Annotated in this window: 14 protein-coding genes; all 14 read left to right on the top strand. The window is 67.0% G+C overall.

Translation table 11 applies throughout. The annotated features are described in order from the left end of the window. Positions 1–141 precede the first annotated feature (141 nt). The 14 genes from ACZ5TV_RS07460 (at position 142) to ACZ5TV_RS07395 (ending at position 15,795) form a co-directional block, all read left to right on the top strand. Positions 142–738, top strand: a complete 597-nt coding sequence (locus ACZ5TV_RS07460; RefSeq protein ID WP_379780048.1) for a PAS domain-containing protein — start codon at positions 142–144, stop codon at positions 736–738. 105 nt (positions 739–843) lie between these two features. Next, positions 844–1,314: a histidine kinase gene (locus tag ACZ5TV_RS07455; RefSeq protein WP_379780046.1), complete on the top strand. Its 471-nt coding sequence runs from the start codon at positions 844–846 to the stop codon at positions 1,312–1,314. A gap of 68 nt (positions 1,315–1,382) precedes the next feature. Continuing rightward, positions 1,383–1,883 carry an amino acid-binding protein gene (locus ACZ5TV_RS07450; protein WP_379780044.1) on the top strand — a complete coding sequence of 167 codons (501 nt, stop codon included), beginning with the start codon at positions 1,383–1,385 and terminating at the stop codon, positions 1,881–1,883. Positions 1,884–2,227: 344 nt separating this feature from the next. Continuing rightward, entirely contained in the window at positions 2,228–3,259 is a 1,032-nt protein-coding gene (gene radA, locus ACZ5TV_RS07445) for a DNA repair and recombination protein RadA (RefSeq protein WP_379780042.1), read from the top strand. Positions 3,260–3,708: 449 nt separating this feature from the next. Continuing rightward, positions 3,709–5,391 (top strand): ammonium transporter, encoded by a 1,683-nt coding sequence (locus tag ACZ5TV_RS07440; protein ID WP_379780058.1) that lies wholly within the window; start codon positions 3,709–3,711, stop codon positions 5,389–5,391. A gap of 159 nt (positions 5,392–5,550) precedes the next feature. Beyond that, on the top strand, positions 5,551–6,888 hold the full coding sequence (hemL, locus tag ACZ5TV_RS07435) for a glutamate-1-semialdehyde 2,1-aminomutase (RefSeq protein ID WP_379780040.1): 1,338 nt from the start codon (positions 5,551–5,553) through the stop codon (positions 6,886–6,888). 414 nt (positions 6,889–7,302) lie between these two features. Next, positions 7,303–8,547, top strand: a complete 1,245-nt coding sequence (locus ACZ5TV_RS07430) for an argininosuccinate synthase (protein ID WP_379780038.1) — start codon at positions 7,303–7,305, stop codon at positions 8,545–8,547. Between the two features lie 4 nt (positions 8,548–8,551). Next, on the top strand, positions 8,552–10,024 hold the full coding sequence (gene argH / locus ACZ5TV_RS07425; protein ID WP_464384305.1) for an argininosuccinate lyase: 1,473 nt from the start codon (positions 8,552–8,554) through the stop codon (positions 10,022–10,024). Positions 10,025–10,295: 271 nt separating this feature from the next. After that, entirely contained in the window at positions 10,296–10,484 is a 189-nt protein-coding gene (gene lysW / locus ACZ5TV_RS07420; RefSeq protein WP_379780636.1) for a lysine biosynthesis protein LysW, read from the top strand. 41 nt (positions 10,485–10,525) lie between these two features. Further along, on the top strand, positions 10,526–11,422 hold the full coding sequence (gene lysX / locus ACZ5TV_RS07415; protein WP_379780634.1) for a lysine biosynthesis protein LysX: 897 nt from the start codon (positions 10,526–10,528) through the stop codon (positions 11,420–11,422). Continuing rightward, the gene (gene argC / locus ACZ5TV_RS07410) at positions 11,419–12,516 is read left to right on the top strand and encodes an N-acetyl-gamma-glutamyl-phosphate reductase (protein WP_379780632.1); all 1,098 of its coding nucleotides are present in this window, start codon (positions 11,419–11,421) and stop codon (positions 12,514–12,516) included. Before lysX ends, argC begins: the two co-directional genes overlap by 4 nt. Continuing rightward, positions 12,513–13,490, top strand: a complete 978-nt coding sequence (locus tag ACZ5TV_RS07405; RefSeq protein ID WP_379780630.1) for an acetylglutamate/acetylaminoadipate kinase — start codon at positions 12,513–12,515, stop codon at positions 13,488–13,490. Before argC ends, ACZ5TV_RS07405 begins: the two co-directional genes overlap by 4 nt. Beyond that, positions 13,487–14,614 carry an aspartate aminotransferase family protein gene (locus ACZ5TV_RS07400; protein WP_379780628.1) on the top strand — a complete coding sequence of 376 codons (1,128 nt, stop codon included), beginning with the start codon at positions 13,487–13,489 and terminating at the stop codon, positions 14,612–14,614. Before ACZ5TV_RS07405 ends, ACZ5TV_RS07400 begins: the two co-directional genes overlap by 4 nt. Beyond that, positions 14,614–15,795, top strand: coding sequence for a [LysW]-lysine hydrolase (locus tag ACZ5TV_RS07395; RefSeq protein ID WP_379780626.1), 1,182 nt, complete (start codon positions 14,614–14,616; stop codon positions 15,793–15,795). Before ACZ5TV_RS07400 ends, ACZ5TV_RS07395 begins: the two co-directional genes overlap by 1 nt. Positions 15,796–15,833: the final 38 nt, after the last annotated feature.

The raw sequence follows: 15,833 nt of genomic DNA, 5'->3' as shown, positions 1-15,833 counted from the left end.
GGCCTCGGTCGCCGGGACGACGGCTCCGACCCGAGTCTCGTCGCCTGACCGTGGCGGAACGCGATGGACTCCGTCGCCGACTATGGGCGAGCGGGAGACGAGAACACGTCCGGTTATACGATGTCAGCTCCAAGGAGTCCCGTGGACGACTCCCCTGGGCCTCGACCGGAGTTACGTGCGGCGCTCGAAACGACACTCACCGCGGACGTCGGGTCGTTTCGTGAGACGGTCGACCGGCTCGGGACGGAACACGGATTCGGCACGGAACAGCTCACCACGACACCGGACACGTTCGATCCGAAAGGGGGCGTCACGGGCATGTCGGTTCGCGACCGGGAACTCGTGTGGCGTGCCTGGACGCTGGAGGCCGCGCCGATCGGGGTCGTACTCACCGGCCCGGCGTACCAGGACAATCCGGTGGTATACGCGAACCGCGCCACGTGCCGGCTCACCGGCTACTCCTTGTCGGAGTTGCGGGGCGGGAACCTCCGGCGACTACAGGGCTCTCGAACCGATCCCGATCCGGTCGGGACGCTTCGGGAAGCGATCCGCGGCTGGAGCAGCGTCACGGTCGAACTATATAATTACCGTGCCGACGGCACCCCGTTCGTCAATCGGGTCTCGATCGTTCCCGTTTCGGACGCCGACGGAACCGTGCAACACTGGTTCGGGTTACAGGCGGCCGTCCCGGACGAGGAGAGCGCGTCCGGCGTCCGTGTGCCATGTTCTCGCGACTAATCCCTTTGATTTGAAATTTAGAGTATATAAACTCTGGTGACACCGGTGTTACCAGCGCACGACCGAGGTAGGTATTCATGCCGACCCGGCGAGCTCCCAGCCGTTATGGCAACCGAAACCGCGACGGCAGCGAACGTATCGACGGAAACGGGCGACTGGCAGGCCGGCGTCGCCGGCGGACTGGTCGGGGGACTCGTGTTCGGTGCGATGATGTCGGTGATGACACCGCCCGTACTGGAGATGGGGATCCCGGCGATGTACGGGATCGAGGGTCCCGCCGGCGCTATCGGGTGGGCGATCCACATGTCCCACGGCGCGGTCATCGGGCTCGGGTTCGCGGCGATCGCGGGCCTGAAGCCGGACGTGAGCGAGTCGATCGGAACGAGCCTCGGCGTCGGCGCGGGCTACGGCCTCCTCGTCTGGGTCGCGCTCGCGGTGGTCGTGATGCCGATCTGGCTGGGCGCAGTCGGGTTCGGCGGCGCGCCACCGCTCCCGAACATCGGCGTCGAAAGCCTCGTTGGCCACGTCGTCTACGGCGTCGTCCTCGGCGGCGTCTACGCCGCGGTCGCGAACTGAGCGCCGCCGTACACGCCGGTCCGTCACCCCGCTTTTTAACCGGTCACGGCGTAGACGAGTAGCAACGAATGTTCGACGAGATCCTAGAGAAGTTCGAAGGATCACCAAGCCAGCAGGCCGTCATCAGACTGTTCTTGGAGCGCGGATTCTCCGTCAACGAGGAGGGACGGGTCGTTTCGGGCGGGATCGAGATCCCGTACACCGGGATCGCCCGCGAGCTCGACGTCGATCGGCGCGTCGTCGACTCGACGACGGACGCGATCCTCGCCGACCCCGAACTGAAACGGATCTTCACCAACATCTCTTCGGTGCCGAGCCTGATGGATCTGGCTCCCGTCCTCGATCTGACCGTCCTCACGATCGAGGTGGCGTCCGCCGGGGAGGCCGGGATCGTCGCCGAGGTGACGGGGATCCTTGCGGACCACGGCGTCTCGATCCGCCAAGTGTTGAGCGAGGACCCGGAGTTCACCGACGACCCCAAACTGTACGTGATCACCGACGCGGACCTCTCCGGGGAGCTGCTCGTCGAGATCCGGGAGCTGTCGTACGTTCGCCGCGTAGGCTTCTGATCGCGGGACGGTCCCCGCGTCGAAGGAGGCCGACCGTTTGGAACGGGTACCGACTCGTCGTCCGGTTTCGGGTCCCGACCGTCGTTCGGTTCCGTGTCTAGCCGTCGCTTCGCGTCTCCCCGTTGCCTCGCCTCTTCCCGTCGTTCCGCGGATTACCGTCGCTCCGCGGATTCCCGTCGCCTTGGCTCTTCCCGTCTTCAGTTTCGCGCCGAGACCGATCGGCGGAACCGGTGTGGTGCCTTATGAACGAAGACGAGCCAATCGAGGACGTCGACGGGTGAATTTTTACTTTCACTAGGGTGTTAACCAGGCTTTATATCCGAAGGGGAACAACGGTCGTGTACATGCCAGAAGACGAACTCGAGGACCTTCCCGGAGTCGGCCCCGCGACCGCGGACAAACTCGTCGAAAACGGATTCGAGAGCTACCAGTCGATCGCCGTCGCGAGCCCCGGCGAGATGTCGAACACGGCCGACATCGGCGAGTCCTCGGCCGCCGACATCATCAACGCCGCCCGTGACGCCGCCGACGTCGGCGGCTTCGAAACCGGCGCGACCGTGCTCGAACGCCGTCAGGAGATCGGCAAGCTCTCCTGGCAGATCGACGAGGTCGACGACCTCCTCGGCGGGGGTATCGAGACCCAGTCGATCACCGAGGTGTACGGCGAGTTCGGGTCAGGGAAGTCGCAGGTGACCCACCAGATGGCCGTCAACGTCCAGCTCTCGAAGGAAAACGGCGGCCTCGAAGGCGGCTGTATCTTCGTCGACTCCGAGGACACGTTCCGGCCGGAGCGGATCGACGACATGGTCCGCGGCCTCGATGACGAGATCCTCGCCGACGAGATGGAGCGGCGCGAGATCGAGGGGACACCGAGCGACGAGGAGGCGATGGAGGAGCTGGTCGCCGCGTTCCTCGACCAGATCCACGTCGCGAAAGCGTTCAACTCCAACCACCAGATCCTCTTAGCGGAGAAGGCGAAGGAGCTCGCGGGCGAACACGAGGAGAGCGAGTGGCCCATCCGGATCGTCTGTGTGGACTCGCTCACCGCCCACTTCCGCGCGGAGTACGTCGGCCGTGGCGAGCTCGCCGACCGCCAACAGAAGCTGAACAAACACCTCCACGACCTGATGCGGATCGGCGACCTGTTCAACACCGCCATCCTCGTCACCAACCAGGTCGCCTCGAACCCTGACTCCTACTTCGGCGACCCGACACAAGCGATCGGCGGAAACATCCTCGGACACGCCTCCACGTTCCGGATGTATCTCCGGAAATCGAAGGGGAACAAGCGGATCGTCCGTCTCGTCGACGCGCCGAACCTCGCCGACGGCGAGGCCGTGATGCGTGTCGAGGGTGCCGGCCTGAAACCGGAGTAGTCGGGATCGCGGAACGAGCGACGCGTCGTGAGAAACGCTTTACGAACGTCAATTTCCGCCGATATCGCTTGAGACACCCGATATCGCCGGTTTCGAACCGTGTACGCGATATCGGACGCACCGCCGATTGCAATTTTCGCCAGTAATCGGCGCGCCCGGAGTCGAGCGGGCCGATATCGAGTAGTCTGGCAGTAATTGACGGGAAGACAACAACACGTTCGTCCGGTTTTATCGCAACTATTGCCGGATCGTCGTCGGGAGAACGACCTTATATACCATCCATCCATCCTTATATTGGACGAGTTCAGTATTATTAGGTCTCTTTGTTGTGAAACCCAACTCGAACGTTTATATATTCGTATTCCCCGCAGTCGATACGTGATTCAACACATGAACACGAGCGAAACTGGCTGTCTAGAAGACATGCGTTCAGTTGAGGTGGTGTGGTCGTGACGACCGGCGTACTGGCGACGGTGGACCCGAGCGTCCTCGTGGAGGGGATCAACCTGATGTGGGTCGCCGTGGTCTGTTTCCTCATCTTCTTCATGCACGCTGGCTTCGCGATGCTGGAGGCAGGGCAGGTGCGTGCGAAGAACGTCGCGAACCAGCTGACGAAGAACTTACTGACGTGGGGTGTCGGGATCATCGTCTACTTCCTGATCGGCTTCGGTATCGAGGGGATCATTGGGGGCGGCGGCGTCTCCGTCGATGCACTCACGGCCGCCCTGACGGCGTCTGACGCCGGCTGGATCGGCTGGTTGTTCGGTGCCGTCTTCGCGATGACGGCAGCGACCATCGTCTCCGGTGCGGTCGCCGGCCGTGCGAAGCTTCGTGCATACGTCGCGTACGTGATCGCCATCTCGGCGATCATCTACCCGGTCGTCGCGGGGATCACCTGGGGCGGCGGGTTCCTCGCCGACCTCGGCTTCACGGACTTCGCCGGCGGCATGATCGTTCACGGTGTCGGCGGTATCGCCGGCCTGACGGCGGCGTACATGCTCGGGCCGCGCATGGACCGCTACGCCGAGGACGGTTCAACGAACGTCATTCCCGGACACTCGATGACGTTCGCGGTGCTCGGAACGCTCGTGCTGGCGTTCGGCTGGTACGGGTTTAACGTCGGGACGACCGCGACCGTCTTCGCGGTCGAGGACGGCGCGCTCACGCTCGACGGCTTCGCGGTGGTCGGTCGCGTCGCGATGGCGACGACGGTCGGGATGGCCGCCGGCGCCATCGGGGCGGCGATCGGGTCGCTGTACCTCACGAAGAAGGTCGACACGCTGTACGTCGCGAACGGGCTCCTCGCCGGGCTCGTCGCGGTCACCGGTATCGCCGACCTCGTCACCTGGTGGGGCGCCATCCTGGTCGCGCTGATCTGCGGCCTCCAGCTCCCCCTCGTCTTCGAGTTCGTCTCCGACAAAATGAAGATCGACGACGTCTGTGCGGTGTTCCCGGTCCACGGCTCCGCGGGCGTCATCGGCGTCTTGGCGCTTCCGTTCGTCCACGTCAACGGCTTCTCCATGGACCTCCTCGTCTCGCAAGTCATCGGGGTCGTCGTCATCACCGCGTGGACGGTGCTCGCGACGGGGGCCGTCTTCGGGGCGTTCAAGGCCGTCGGGCAGGCCCGCGTCACTCCTGAACACGAACGCGACGGGCTTGACGTCAGCGAACACGGCGTCGATACGTACCCCGAGTTCGGCAAGCCGAGCGTCGCGACCGACGGCGGCTCCTCCGTCGTCGACACCACCGAGGGCTCCCCGCGCGCCGACGGCGGCGAGGAAGCCGGCTCCGAGATCAAGATGGTCACCGCGGTCGTCCGTCCGGACAAGCTCGGAGCGATCAAACAGGCGCTCGCGGAGATCAACGCGCCCTCGCTCACCGTGACGAACGTCTCCGGTCGCGGGAGCCAGCCCGCGAAGAAGGGGCAGTGGCGCGGCGAGGAGTTCACGGTCGACCTCCACCAGAAAGTGAAAGTCGAGGTCGTGGTCGCCGACATCCCGGCCGACGAGGTCGCCGAGGCGATCGCCGACGCCGCCAAGACCGGCGAGCCGGGCGACGGAAAGGTGTTCATCCTCCCGGTCGAGGACGCCATGCAGGTGCGGACCGGGGCGACCGGGCCGGAGGCGGTCTGAAACACGGTCGAATCCACTGCCCGCGTGATCGGGGGGATCGACGCGAACCGAATAACGCGAACCGAATAACGCGAACTGAACGACGCTCGCGATCGGCGTCGAACCGCCCGGGCGACCGGGTTGCCAACGACTATTATTCCGGCGACGCAACCGACGCACATGGATCACGAACGCTCCCGTGAGCTGTACGACCGGGCGCTGTCGGTCATGCCGGGCGGAGTCAACTCCTCGGTCCGTGCGACGATGCCGCACCCGTTCTTCATCGAGCGGGGCGACGGCGGCCACGTGATCGACGCGGACGGTAACCGATACATCGACTGGGTGATGGGGTACGGCCCGCTGTTGTACGGCCACGAGATGCCCGATCCCGTCTCGGCGGCGGTCCAGTCGCACGCGGCCGCGGGCCCGATGTACGGCGCGCCAACGGAGATCGAGGTCGAACACGCGGAGTTCGTGGCGCGGCACGTCCCGAGCGTCGAGTCGATCCGGTTCGTCAACTCGGGGACGGAAGCGACGGTGTCGGCGGTCCGACTGGCGCGCGGGTACACGGACCGCGACAAGGTCGTGATCATGCAGGGCGGCTACCACGGTGCACAGGAGTCGACGCTCGTGGAAGGGACGCCCGAGAGCCACCACCCGTCGACGAAGGGGATCCCCGAGTCGTTCGCCGAACACACCCTACCGATCCCGTTCAACGACCCGGAGGCGGCGAAGGCGGTGTTCGCGGAACACGGCGACGACATCGCCGCGGTGCTCGTGGAGCCGATCCTCGCGAACACCGGCATCGTGATGCCCATCGACGGCTACCACGGGACGTTGCGGGAGCTGTGTGACGACCACGGGTCCCTGCTGATATTCGACGAGGTGATCACCGGGTTTCGGGTGGGGGGGCTCGGCTGTGCACAGTCGAAGTTCGGCGTCACGCCGGACGTGACGACGTTCGGCAAGATCATCGGCGGCGGGTTCCCGGTGGGCGCGATCGGCGGCCGTGCGGAGATAGTCGAGGAGTTCACGCCCGCGGGTGACGTGTTCCAGTCCGGCACGTTCTCCGGACACCCGGTCACGATGGCGGCCGGAAAGGCGTACCTGGAGTACGCCGCCGAGAACGACGTGTACGAGCACGTGAACCGGCTCGGGCGGCAGCTCCGTGAGGGGATCACGGAGATCTGCGCCGACCGCGCTCCGGAGTACACCGTCGTCGGGACCGACTCGATGTTCAAGACCGTGTTCACCCGGGAGGCCCCCGACGACGACGCCGACTGTTGTATGAGCGGCTGCCGGCAGGACCCGTCGTGTTCGCGGTACGAGTCGTGCCCCAAGACGGGGGCCGACGTCGCCGCCGCGGAGACGGATCGGTGGGAGCGCGTGTTCTGGCAGGGGATGAAAGACGAGGGCGTGTTCCTGACCGCCAACCAGTTCGAGTGTCAGTTCACCTCGTACGCGCACACCGAGGCGGACGTCGAGCGGACACTCGAAGCGTATCGAGCGGTGCTCTGACCGCCCTGGTCGTATCCCGAACGCCCGGACAGGCCCGTGCGCTTGCCGGCCGGCCGGATCGGCGGCCGGCGGCGCGATCGGGTTCGAAACCGTGACACGGGAAGGCGTGTGACGGAACGTTTTTATACGACTGATCAGTTATGTGTTCGTAATGACCGCGGCGGCTCGTCCGGCGGCCACGCTCTTCCGAGGCCGACGAGCCCCGCGACCGCGACGAGGCGTCCGACCGCGACCGGTTTCCGGCGCGGCGCGACGACCGGCCCCTCGAGGCCACTAACTTCACTTCCCTCGTCGCGTTCGCGCCGTTTCGTTCCGTAGAGTCACTGCTGTGTCCGTCGGTAGCGTCGTCTCTGCCAATTCTTTTCAATTACTAGATCGACGAATTTAAGGTCGTAAGCGTACTGTACTCTCGTAATGGCAAGCGTTGCACTCGCGTTCAGCGGGGGGCTCGACACCACGGTTTGTGTACCACTACTGAAAGAGGAGTACGGCTACGACGAGGTGATCGGCGTCAACGTCGACGTCGGACAGCCGACCGAGGAGTTCGACGAGGCGGAGGAGACCGCCGAGGCGCTGGGGCTCGATCTCCACGTCGTCGACGCGAAAGCGGAGTTCGCGGACCTGTGTTTCGACGCCGTAAAGGCCAACGCGACGTATCAGGGCTACCCGCTCGGGACGGCTCTCGCGCGCCCCGTCATCGCGGAGGCGATCCTCGGCGTCGCCGAGGACGAGGGGTGTGACGCGATCGCACACGGCTGTACGGGCAAGGGGAACGACCAGCTCCGGTTTGAGGCGGTCTGGCGTGGTTCCGATCTCGAAGTGATCGCCCCTGTCCGCGAGCTCGGGTTGACGCGGGAGTGGGAGATCGAGTACGCCGCCGAGAAGGAGCTGCCCGTCGAGGCGGGCGACGGTGGCGTCTGGTCGATCGACGAGAACATCTGGTCGCGCGCGGTCGAGGGCGGGAAGCTGGAGAACCCGAACTACGAGCCGCCCGAGGACATCTACGAGTGGACCGCCGAGCCGGAGGGGGAGACCACCATCGAGATCGAGTTCGAGGAGGGCGTCCCCGTCGCCGTCGACGGCGAGGCGATGGACCCCGTCCCGCTCATCCAGTACCTCAACGAGTACGCCGGCGGCTACGGGATCGGCCGCACCGACGTGATGGAGGACCGCATGCTCGGGCTGAAGGTGCGCGAGAACTACGAGCACCCGGCCGCGACGGTGCTGCTCACGGCACACGGGGCGCTCGAGGACCTCGTGTTGACGAAAAACGAGCGCTCGTTCAAGAAGGGGATCGAACAGGAGTGGTCCGAGAAGGCGTACCAAGGGTTGGTGTTCGCGCCCGTCGTCGACGCGCTCGACGCCTTCGTCGACGAGACGCAGGACGTGGTGACGGGCACGGCCACGGTGAAGGTCTCCGGCGGCAACTGCCGCGTCGTCGCTCGCGACTCCGAGTACGCGGTGTACTCCGAGGAGATGGCCTCGTTCAACACCGAGGACGTCGCCGGCATCGCCCAGTCGGACGCCACGGGCGTCGCGAAGTACCACGGGCTCCAAGAGCGTCTCGCCAACGACGTGAAAGCGAACGTCGAGCGGCCCGAGCTGACGACGGACGGGGGTACCGGAGCCGACGACGCGACGAACGAAACGAGCGAGTAACCACATGACCAGCGACGATCCCGGTACGGCCGTCCGCCGCGGTCGCTTCAGCGGCGGCCCCGCCCGCGAGTTCATGTCGAGCCTCGACGCTGACGAGCGAATCTTCGCGGCCGACCTCGCGGTGGACCGCGCGCACGTAGTGATGCTCGCCGAGCAGGGGATCGTCGACGACGCGATTGCGGGCGAGATCCTCGCCGCGCTCGACGACGTGGAGGCTGCCGGTCACGGCGCGCTTCCGGACGGCGAGGACGTCCACGAGGCGATCGAGACCGCAGTTATCGACCGCGTCGGCCCGGACGGCGGGCGCATGCACACCGCCCGCTCGCGGAACGACGAAGTAGCGACTTGTATCCGGTATCGGCTGCGCGGGGACGTGCTGGACGCGGTCGCGGCGACGCTGACGCTGCGCGAGGCGCTGCTGTCGGTCGCCGGTGAGCACACGGGAGCCGTGATGCCCGGCTACACCCACCTCCAGCCGGCCCAGCCGACGACCGTCGCTCACTACCTGCTCTCTTATGAGGGGGCGATCGCCCGCGACACGGAACGCCTGCTCGGCGCGTACGAGCGGACGAATCGGTCACCGCTCGGCGCGGCCGCGTTCGCGGGGACGCCGTTCGATATCGATCGCGACCGCACTGCCGAGCTGCTCGGGTTCGACGGGGTCGTCCGCAACTCGATGGACGCCTCGGCCGGCCGGGACTTTCTCGCCGAGACGACGGCGGCCCTCGCCACGCACGCGACGACGCTCTCGGGGATCGCGGAAGACCTGATCGTCTACGCGAACAAGGGGTTCTTGGAGCTGTCGGACGACTACTCGTCGACGTCTTCGATCATGCCGCAAAAGAAGAACCCGGACCCGGTCGAGCTGGTCCGTGCCACGGCCGGCACCGCGACTGGAGAGCTGACCGGATTGCTGACGACACTGAAGGGGTTACCACGCGCGTACAACCTCGACTTACAGGAGGCGACGCCGCACGCGTGGACCGCGGTCGATTCCGTGAGCGACGCGACGGAAGTCGTCGCGGGCGCGGTCGCGACCGCCGAGTGGGACGAGACGACGCTCGCGGACGCCGCGGGCGACGGGTTCTCGACGGCGACGGGGATCGCCGACCTGCTCGCGATGAGCGGCCTCCCGTTCCGGACGGCACACGAGATCGTCGCGACTGCCGCCACGTCGATAGCGGACGGCGACGACCCGGAAACGGCGGCCGCAAAAGTTGACGACGCCGCACGAGAGGTATCCGGTGAGTCCCTCTTCGAGCACGTGACCCGTGCGGACGTGGAACGTGCACTCGACCCGACCGCCAGCGTCGCGAGCCGCGACTCCGTCGGCGGCCCCGCCCCTGAGGCGGTGAGCGACGAGCTCGCCACGCTCGATGGGCGACTCGATGCCGACCAAGCCGGTCTCGCGGACCGGCGCGAGGCGCTGGCGGCCGCGGCCGACGATCTCGATGCGGAGGTGGAGAAGTATGTGTGACCGCGCCGACGACCGCGACGTGGGAGCGTGGGGAGCCGTCCCCGGCGGGTGCCACACGGACCGACCACGGCGACCGATCCCGAAAACGGTCGGCTCGGTCCCGGGCCGACCGCCGTCCCCGTTCGGGGACAATACATAACTGAAATCTTATATCAGATTTCGCATTGGCGGTTTAGGGCGCTTTTGCACCGTTAGAGACTACTTTACGTAGTGTAAGTAATAATATGAGTTCGAAGGGTTTAACCCGGTCGGGCGTGGAGTAGAACGTACGATGACGACTGACACCGACCCACTGTTCGCCGAAGACCCGATCACGGGCGAAGAGATCGAGCTGCCGGCCGACGTCGAGGTCGGCGAGATCATCGATAGCCCGGTCACCGGGACCGAGCTCGAGGTTATCTCGCTGGACCCCGTCGTGCTGGAAGAGGCGCCCGAACTCGAGGAGGACTGGGGAGAGTAGATGGTGACGAGCCACGCGGTCGCGACACGCGAGTGGTCGACATGCACATAGGGATCCTCTACTCGCGCATCCGCCGCGACGAGAAGCTGCTGCTCACCGAGCTCCGTGACCGCGGTCACGAGGTCGAGAAGATCGACGTGCGCCGCGAACGGTTCGGTTTGGAGTCGACCACCGCGGCGGTCGACGACCTCGATCTGGTCGTCGATCGCTGTCTCTCGACGAGCCGCTCGCTGTACGCGACGCGGTTTCTCGACAGCTACGGTGTGCCGGTTGTGAACTCGCCGGAGACGGCCGACGTATGTGCCGATAAGGCGAAGAACTCCTTGGCGCTCGCGGAGGCCGGGATCCCCACGCCGGAGACGGAAGTGGCGTTCACGAAGGAGTCGGCGATGGAGGCGATCGAGTCGTTCGGCTACCCGTGCGTACTCAAACCGGTCGTGGGGTCGTGGGGCCGGCTGATGGCGAAGATCGACACGCGCAGCGCCGCCGAGGCGATCCTCGAACACAAGGAGACGCTGGGTCACTACGAGCACAAAGTGTTCTACATCCAGGAGTTCGTCGACAAGCCGGGACGCGATATCCGTGTGCTCGCGACCGACGGCGACCCCGTCGCCGCGATGACGCGCTCGTCGGACCACTGGCTCACGAACGCCGCGAAGGGCGGCGAGACGAAGTCGTTCGAGCTCGACGAAACCGCGCTCGACATCGTGGAACGGGCGTCGGCGGCGGTCGGCGACGGTCTCCTCGGCGTCGACCTGATGGAGGTCGGCGGCGCGGGGTCGAGCCGGTACACGGTCCACGAGATCAACCACACGGTGGAGTTCAAAGCGCTGAACGAGGCCAGCGAGGTCGACGTCCCGGCGAAAGTCGTCGACTGGCTGGAGACGAAGGCCGCGGCGGGAACCGACGACGCCGATTCGGACGAGGTCGTGGTATGACCGGTGAGGGAACCGCCGCCGACCCGGACTCACCCGTCGGCGAGGCCACCACCGAGACGTACACTGCCAGCGTTATCGGCGGAACGGGCTTCACGGGCGGCGAGCTGTTGCGGATCCTGGCGGGCCATCCGAGCTTCGAGGTCGTGCAGGCGACGTCGCGGTCGGCCGACAACATGACCGTCGGTCGCTCGCATCCGAACCTGCGCGGGCTCGATCTGCGCTTCTCAAGCCCCGAGGAGCTCGAACCGGTGGACGTGCTGTTCTCGGCGACGCCGCACGGCGTCTCGATGGAGCGGATCGACGAGTATGTCGAGACCGCCGACACCGTCGTCGACCTCTCCGCCGACTTCCGGCTCCCGGAGGCCGCGCTGTACGACGAGTGGTACGACGGCCACAGCGCGCCGGAGTACTTAGAACGCGCCGAGTACGCGCTCCCCGAGATCAACCGGGAGAACCTCCCGGGGGCCGATCTCATCGCCGGGGGCGGCTGTAACGCGACAGCGACGATCCTCGGGCTCAAGCCGCTCGTGGACGCCGGCGTCCTCGGCCCCGAGACGGGCGAGGTCGTCGTCGACGTGAAGGTCGGGTCCTCGGAGGGCGGCGCTGGCGGCGGTGCGGCCTCCTCACACCCCGAACGGTCGGGTGTCGTGCGGCCGTACGCGCCCACCGGCCACCGCCACGAGGCGGAGATCGAGGCGTATCTCGGCCTCTCCGTCTCCTTTACCGTTCACGCGGTGGATATGGTGCGGGGCGCGAGCGCGACGTGTCACGTCTTCCCCGAGGAGCCGGTCTCGAAGGGGGACCTGTGGGGGGCGTACCGCGGCGCGTACGCCGACGAGCCGTTCATGCGGATCGTGTCCGGCAGCGGCGGCGTGTACCGTTACCCCGAACCGAAGTCCGTCGCGGGGACGAACCACGGCGAGGTCGGTTTCGAGCTCGACCCCGGTAACCGCCGTGTCGTCGTCTTCTCGGCTATCGACAACATGACAAAGGGATCGGCCGGACAGGCGGTCCACGCGGCGAACGTCGCGCTCGGGCTGCCCGAGACCGCCGGGTTGGAGTTCGACGGATTACATCCCGTGGGGTCGCCATGAGCGGGGACACGAACGTCGACGCCGACCCCGATGAGCTCGTCGATAACGGCAGCGACACGGACGCCGGAGCCGTGACCGGGGACGAGCCTCCGGTCGTGGTCAAGATCGGCGGCGCGAAGGCGGTCGACCCCGCCGGGGCGGTCGGCGACGTCGCCCACCTCGCCGCCAACGGGCGTCGGGTCGTCGTCGTTCACGGCGGCTCGACCGTCGTCGACGAGACTATCGAGCGGCTCGGGATGGAGCCCGAGTACGTCGAGTCCGCCTCCGGTGTCACCGGTCGGTTCACCGACGCGGAGACGATGGAGGCGTTCACGATGGCGATGGCCGGCACGCTCAACACCGAGCTGACGGCGCTGTTCCGCGAGGCCGGCATCGACGCGGTCGGGCTGAGCGGCGTCGATGGCGGGCTCCTCTCGGGGCCTCGGAAGTCGGCTATCCGCGTGATCGAGGACGGAAAAAAGAAGATCCGGCGCGGCGAGCACTCCGGCCGGATCGAGTCGGTGAACGCCGACCTCCTCACGGGGTTGCTCGCCGACGGCTACACCCCCGTCGTGTCGCCCCCGATGGAGGGGACGGAGAGCGATGGCGGCGTCACACCCGTCAACACCGACGCGGACCGGGCAGCCGCCGCCGTCGCGAGCGCGCTGAACGCCGACCTCGTCCTGTTGACGGATGTCGCCGGCGTGTATGCGGACCCCGAGGACCCCGACACGCTGATCGAGGCGGCGACGACGCCCGACGAACTGGCGGCGGTCGAAGCCGCCGCGGAAGGGTTCATGGGCAAGAAGATAATGGCCGCGAAGGAAGCGCTGTCGGGAGGCTCCGGGCGTGTCGTCGTCGCGGACGCCAACGTCAACGACCCGATCGTCGCCGCGCTCGGCGGCGCTGGAACGACGATCGAGCGGTCGGCGCTCGGGGAGGCGGCGAACGAAAGCGACGCGACCGTCGAGACCGACGGAGGTGATCCCGCGTGAGCGGCTTCGTCTTCTCGGAGAAACCGATCGAGATCGCCAGCGGCGACGGCGTCACGGTCACCGACACGAACGGGACCGAGTACCTCGATTTCGGCGCGAGCTACGCGTGTACCCCCGTCGGACACTGCCACCCGGAAGTCGTCGACGCCGCGACGAGCCAGCTGGAGGATCTCATGTACGTCCAAGCGTCGTACCCACACGCGGCGCGGACAGCGCTGTACGAGCAGTTGTCCGAGGCCGGCCCCGTCGACGTCGACAACGTCTGGCTCTGTAACTCGGGGACCGAGGCCAACGAGGCCGCCCTGAAGTTCGCCCGGCACGCGACGGGTCGCGAGAAGATCGTCGCGACGAAACAGGGGTTCCACGGCCGGACGATGGGGGCGCTCGCGACCACTTGGAAGACGAAGTACAAGCAGGGGTTCGAACCGCTCGCCGGCGGGGTCGAGTTCGTCGACTACGGCGACATCGATGCCATGCGGGAGGCGATAGGCGAGGAGACCGCCGCGGTGATCATCGAACCGCTACAGGGCGAGGGCGGGATCAATCCCGTCTCCACGGAGTACCTGCAGGCGGTTCGCGTCGCGACGGCGACAAACGGGACGGCGATGATCCTCGACGAGATCCAGACCGGACTCGGCCGCACCGGGTCGCTGTGGGCGGCCGACAACCATCGCGTCGTGCCCGACATCCTGACGACCGCGAAGGGACTCGGCAGCGGGTTACCGATCGGCGCGACGCTGTGTCGCGACTGGATCGCCGAGAACTGCGGGAACCACGGCTCGACGTTCTCGGGCGGTCCCGTCGTCTCGGCGGCGGCAGGGGCGACGCTCGATGTCATCGAGCGCGAGGGGCTCCCCGAACACGCAGCCGAGGTCGGCGCGTACCTCCGCGAGGAGCTCGAGGAGCGCCTCGGCGACGACATCCGCGAGGTCCGTGGCGACGGCCTGATGATCGGAATCGAGGTGAAACGCGGCTCGAACCGCCTGCTTCGCGATCTGGCTATCGACCATCAGATCCTCGCGTTGCCCGCGGGCCGGACCGTGCTGCGTCTGCTCCCGCCGCTGACGATCGAGCGCGAGCACGCCGACGCGGTCGTCGGCGCCATCGAAGAGGTGGTGGAATGATGTCGACCGAGACGGAGCGCGAATCGGACGCGGTCGACACGGAGGATTCGGCGACCGCGTCGACCGCTGACGAGTCTGCGGCGGCGGGTACCGACGTCGTCGCCGGGGGAGGCTACCCCGCAGCGTGTGACACGCCGGCTCGAAAGCTGCTGTACGACATGGTCTCCATCCCGTCACCATCGGGTGAAGAGGAAGAGGCCGCGAAGCGGCTCGTCGACTTCTTCGAGGCCAACGGCCGGGAGGCGTGGATCGACGAGGTCGGCAACGTTCGCGCACCCGCGGACGACGCCGTTCTCCTCACCTCGCACGTCGACACGGTACCGGGAGACATCCCCGTCGAAGTCACGCCGGCCGCCGAGGACGACCCGATCGGCGAGCCCGGCGAGCCCGTGCTCTGGGGGCGGGGAACGGTCGACGCTACCGGCCCCCTCGTCGCGATGGCGGTCGCAGCGGTGCGGACGGGCGTCTCGTTCGTCGGCGTCGCCGGCGAGGAGACGAGCTCGCGTGGGGCGCGCTTCCTCGTCGAGGACCGCGACGCGCCCGAGACCGTCGTGAACGGCGAGCCGTCCGGCTGGGACGGGATCACGCTCGGCTACCGGGGGTTCCTCGCCGGGACGTACGTGAACACCAGCGAGTCCGGGCACAGTTCGCGGCCGGAGCCGAACGCCATCCAGCACGCGATCGACTGGTGGCACGACGTGGAGGAGACGTTCGATCCCGACGACCCGGACACGCCGGTGTTCGAGCAGGTGACGGCGAAACCCGTCGACATCGACGGCGGGCTCACTGACGACGGGCTGGCCGTCGAGGCGACGATGGACGTACAGCTGCGCGTCCCTCCGGACCGGACCGTCGACGAGATCCACGAGCTCGCCGAGGCGCAGCTGACGACCGGATCGGTCCACTGGAAGGAGCCGATCCCGCCGGTAATGGAGAGCCCGCGGACGGCGCTGGCGCGGGCGTTCCGCGTCGCGATCCGGAACGCCGGCGGTGACGTTCGGCTGATCCGCAAAACCGGAACCAGCGACATGAACCTCTTCGCAGCCGCCTGGGACTGTCCGATGGTGACGTACGGTCCCGGCGACTCCGACCTGGACCACGCGCCGGACGAGCGGCTGCCACTGTCCGACTTGGACCGCGCGACGACCGTTCTGAGCGACGTCTGCCGAGACCGACGGTAGGCGTCGCGGCTCCGCCGCGGCGCGCGTTTTCGACATCG

It is taken from the genome of Halorubrum tibetense, from assembly GCF_055396225.1.
This window is presented reverse-complemented; position numbering and strand designations above follow the sequence as displayed.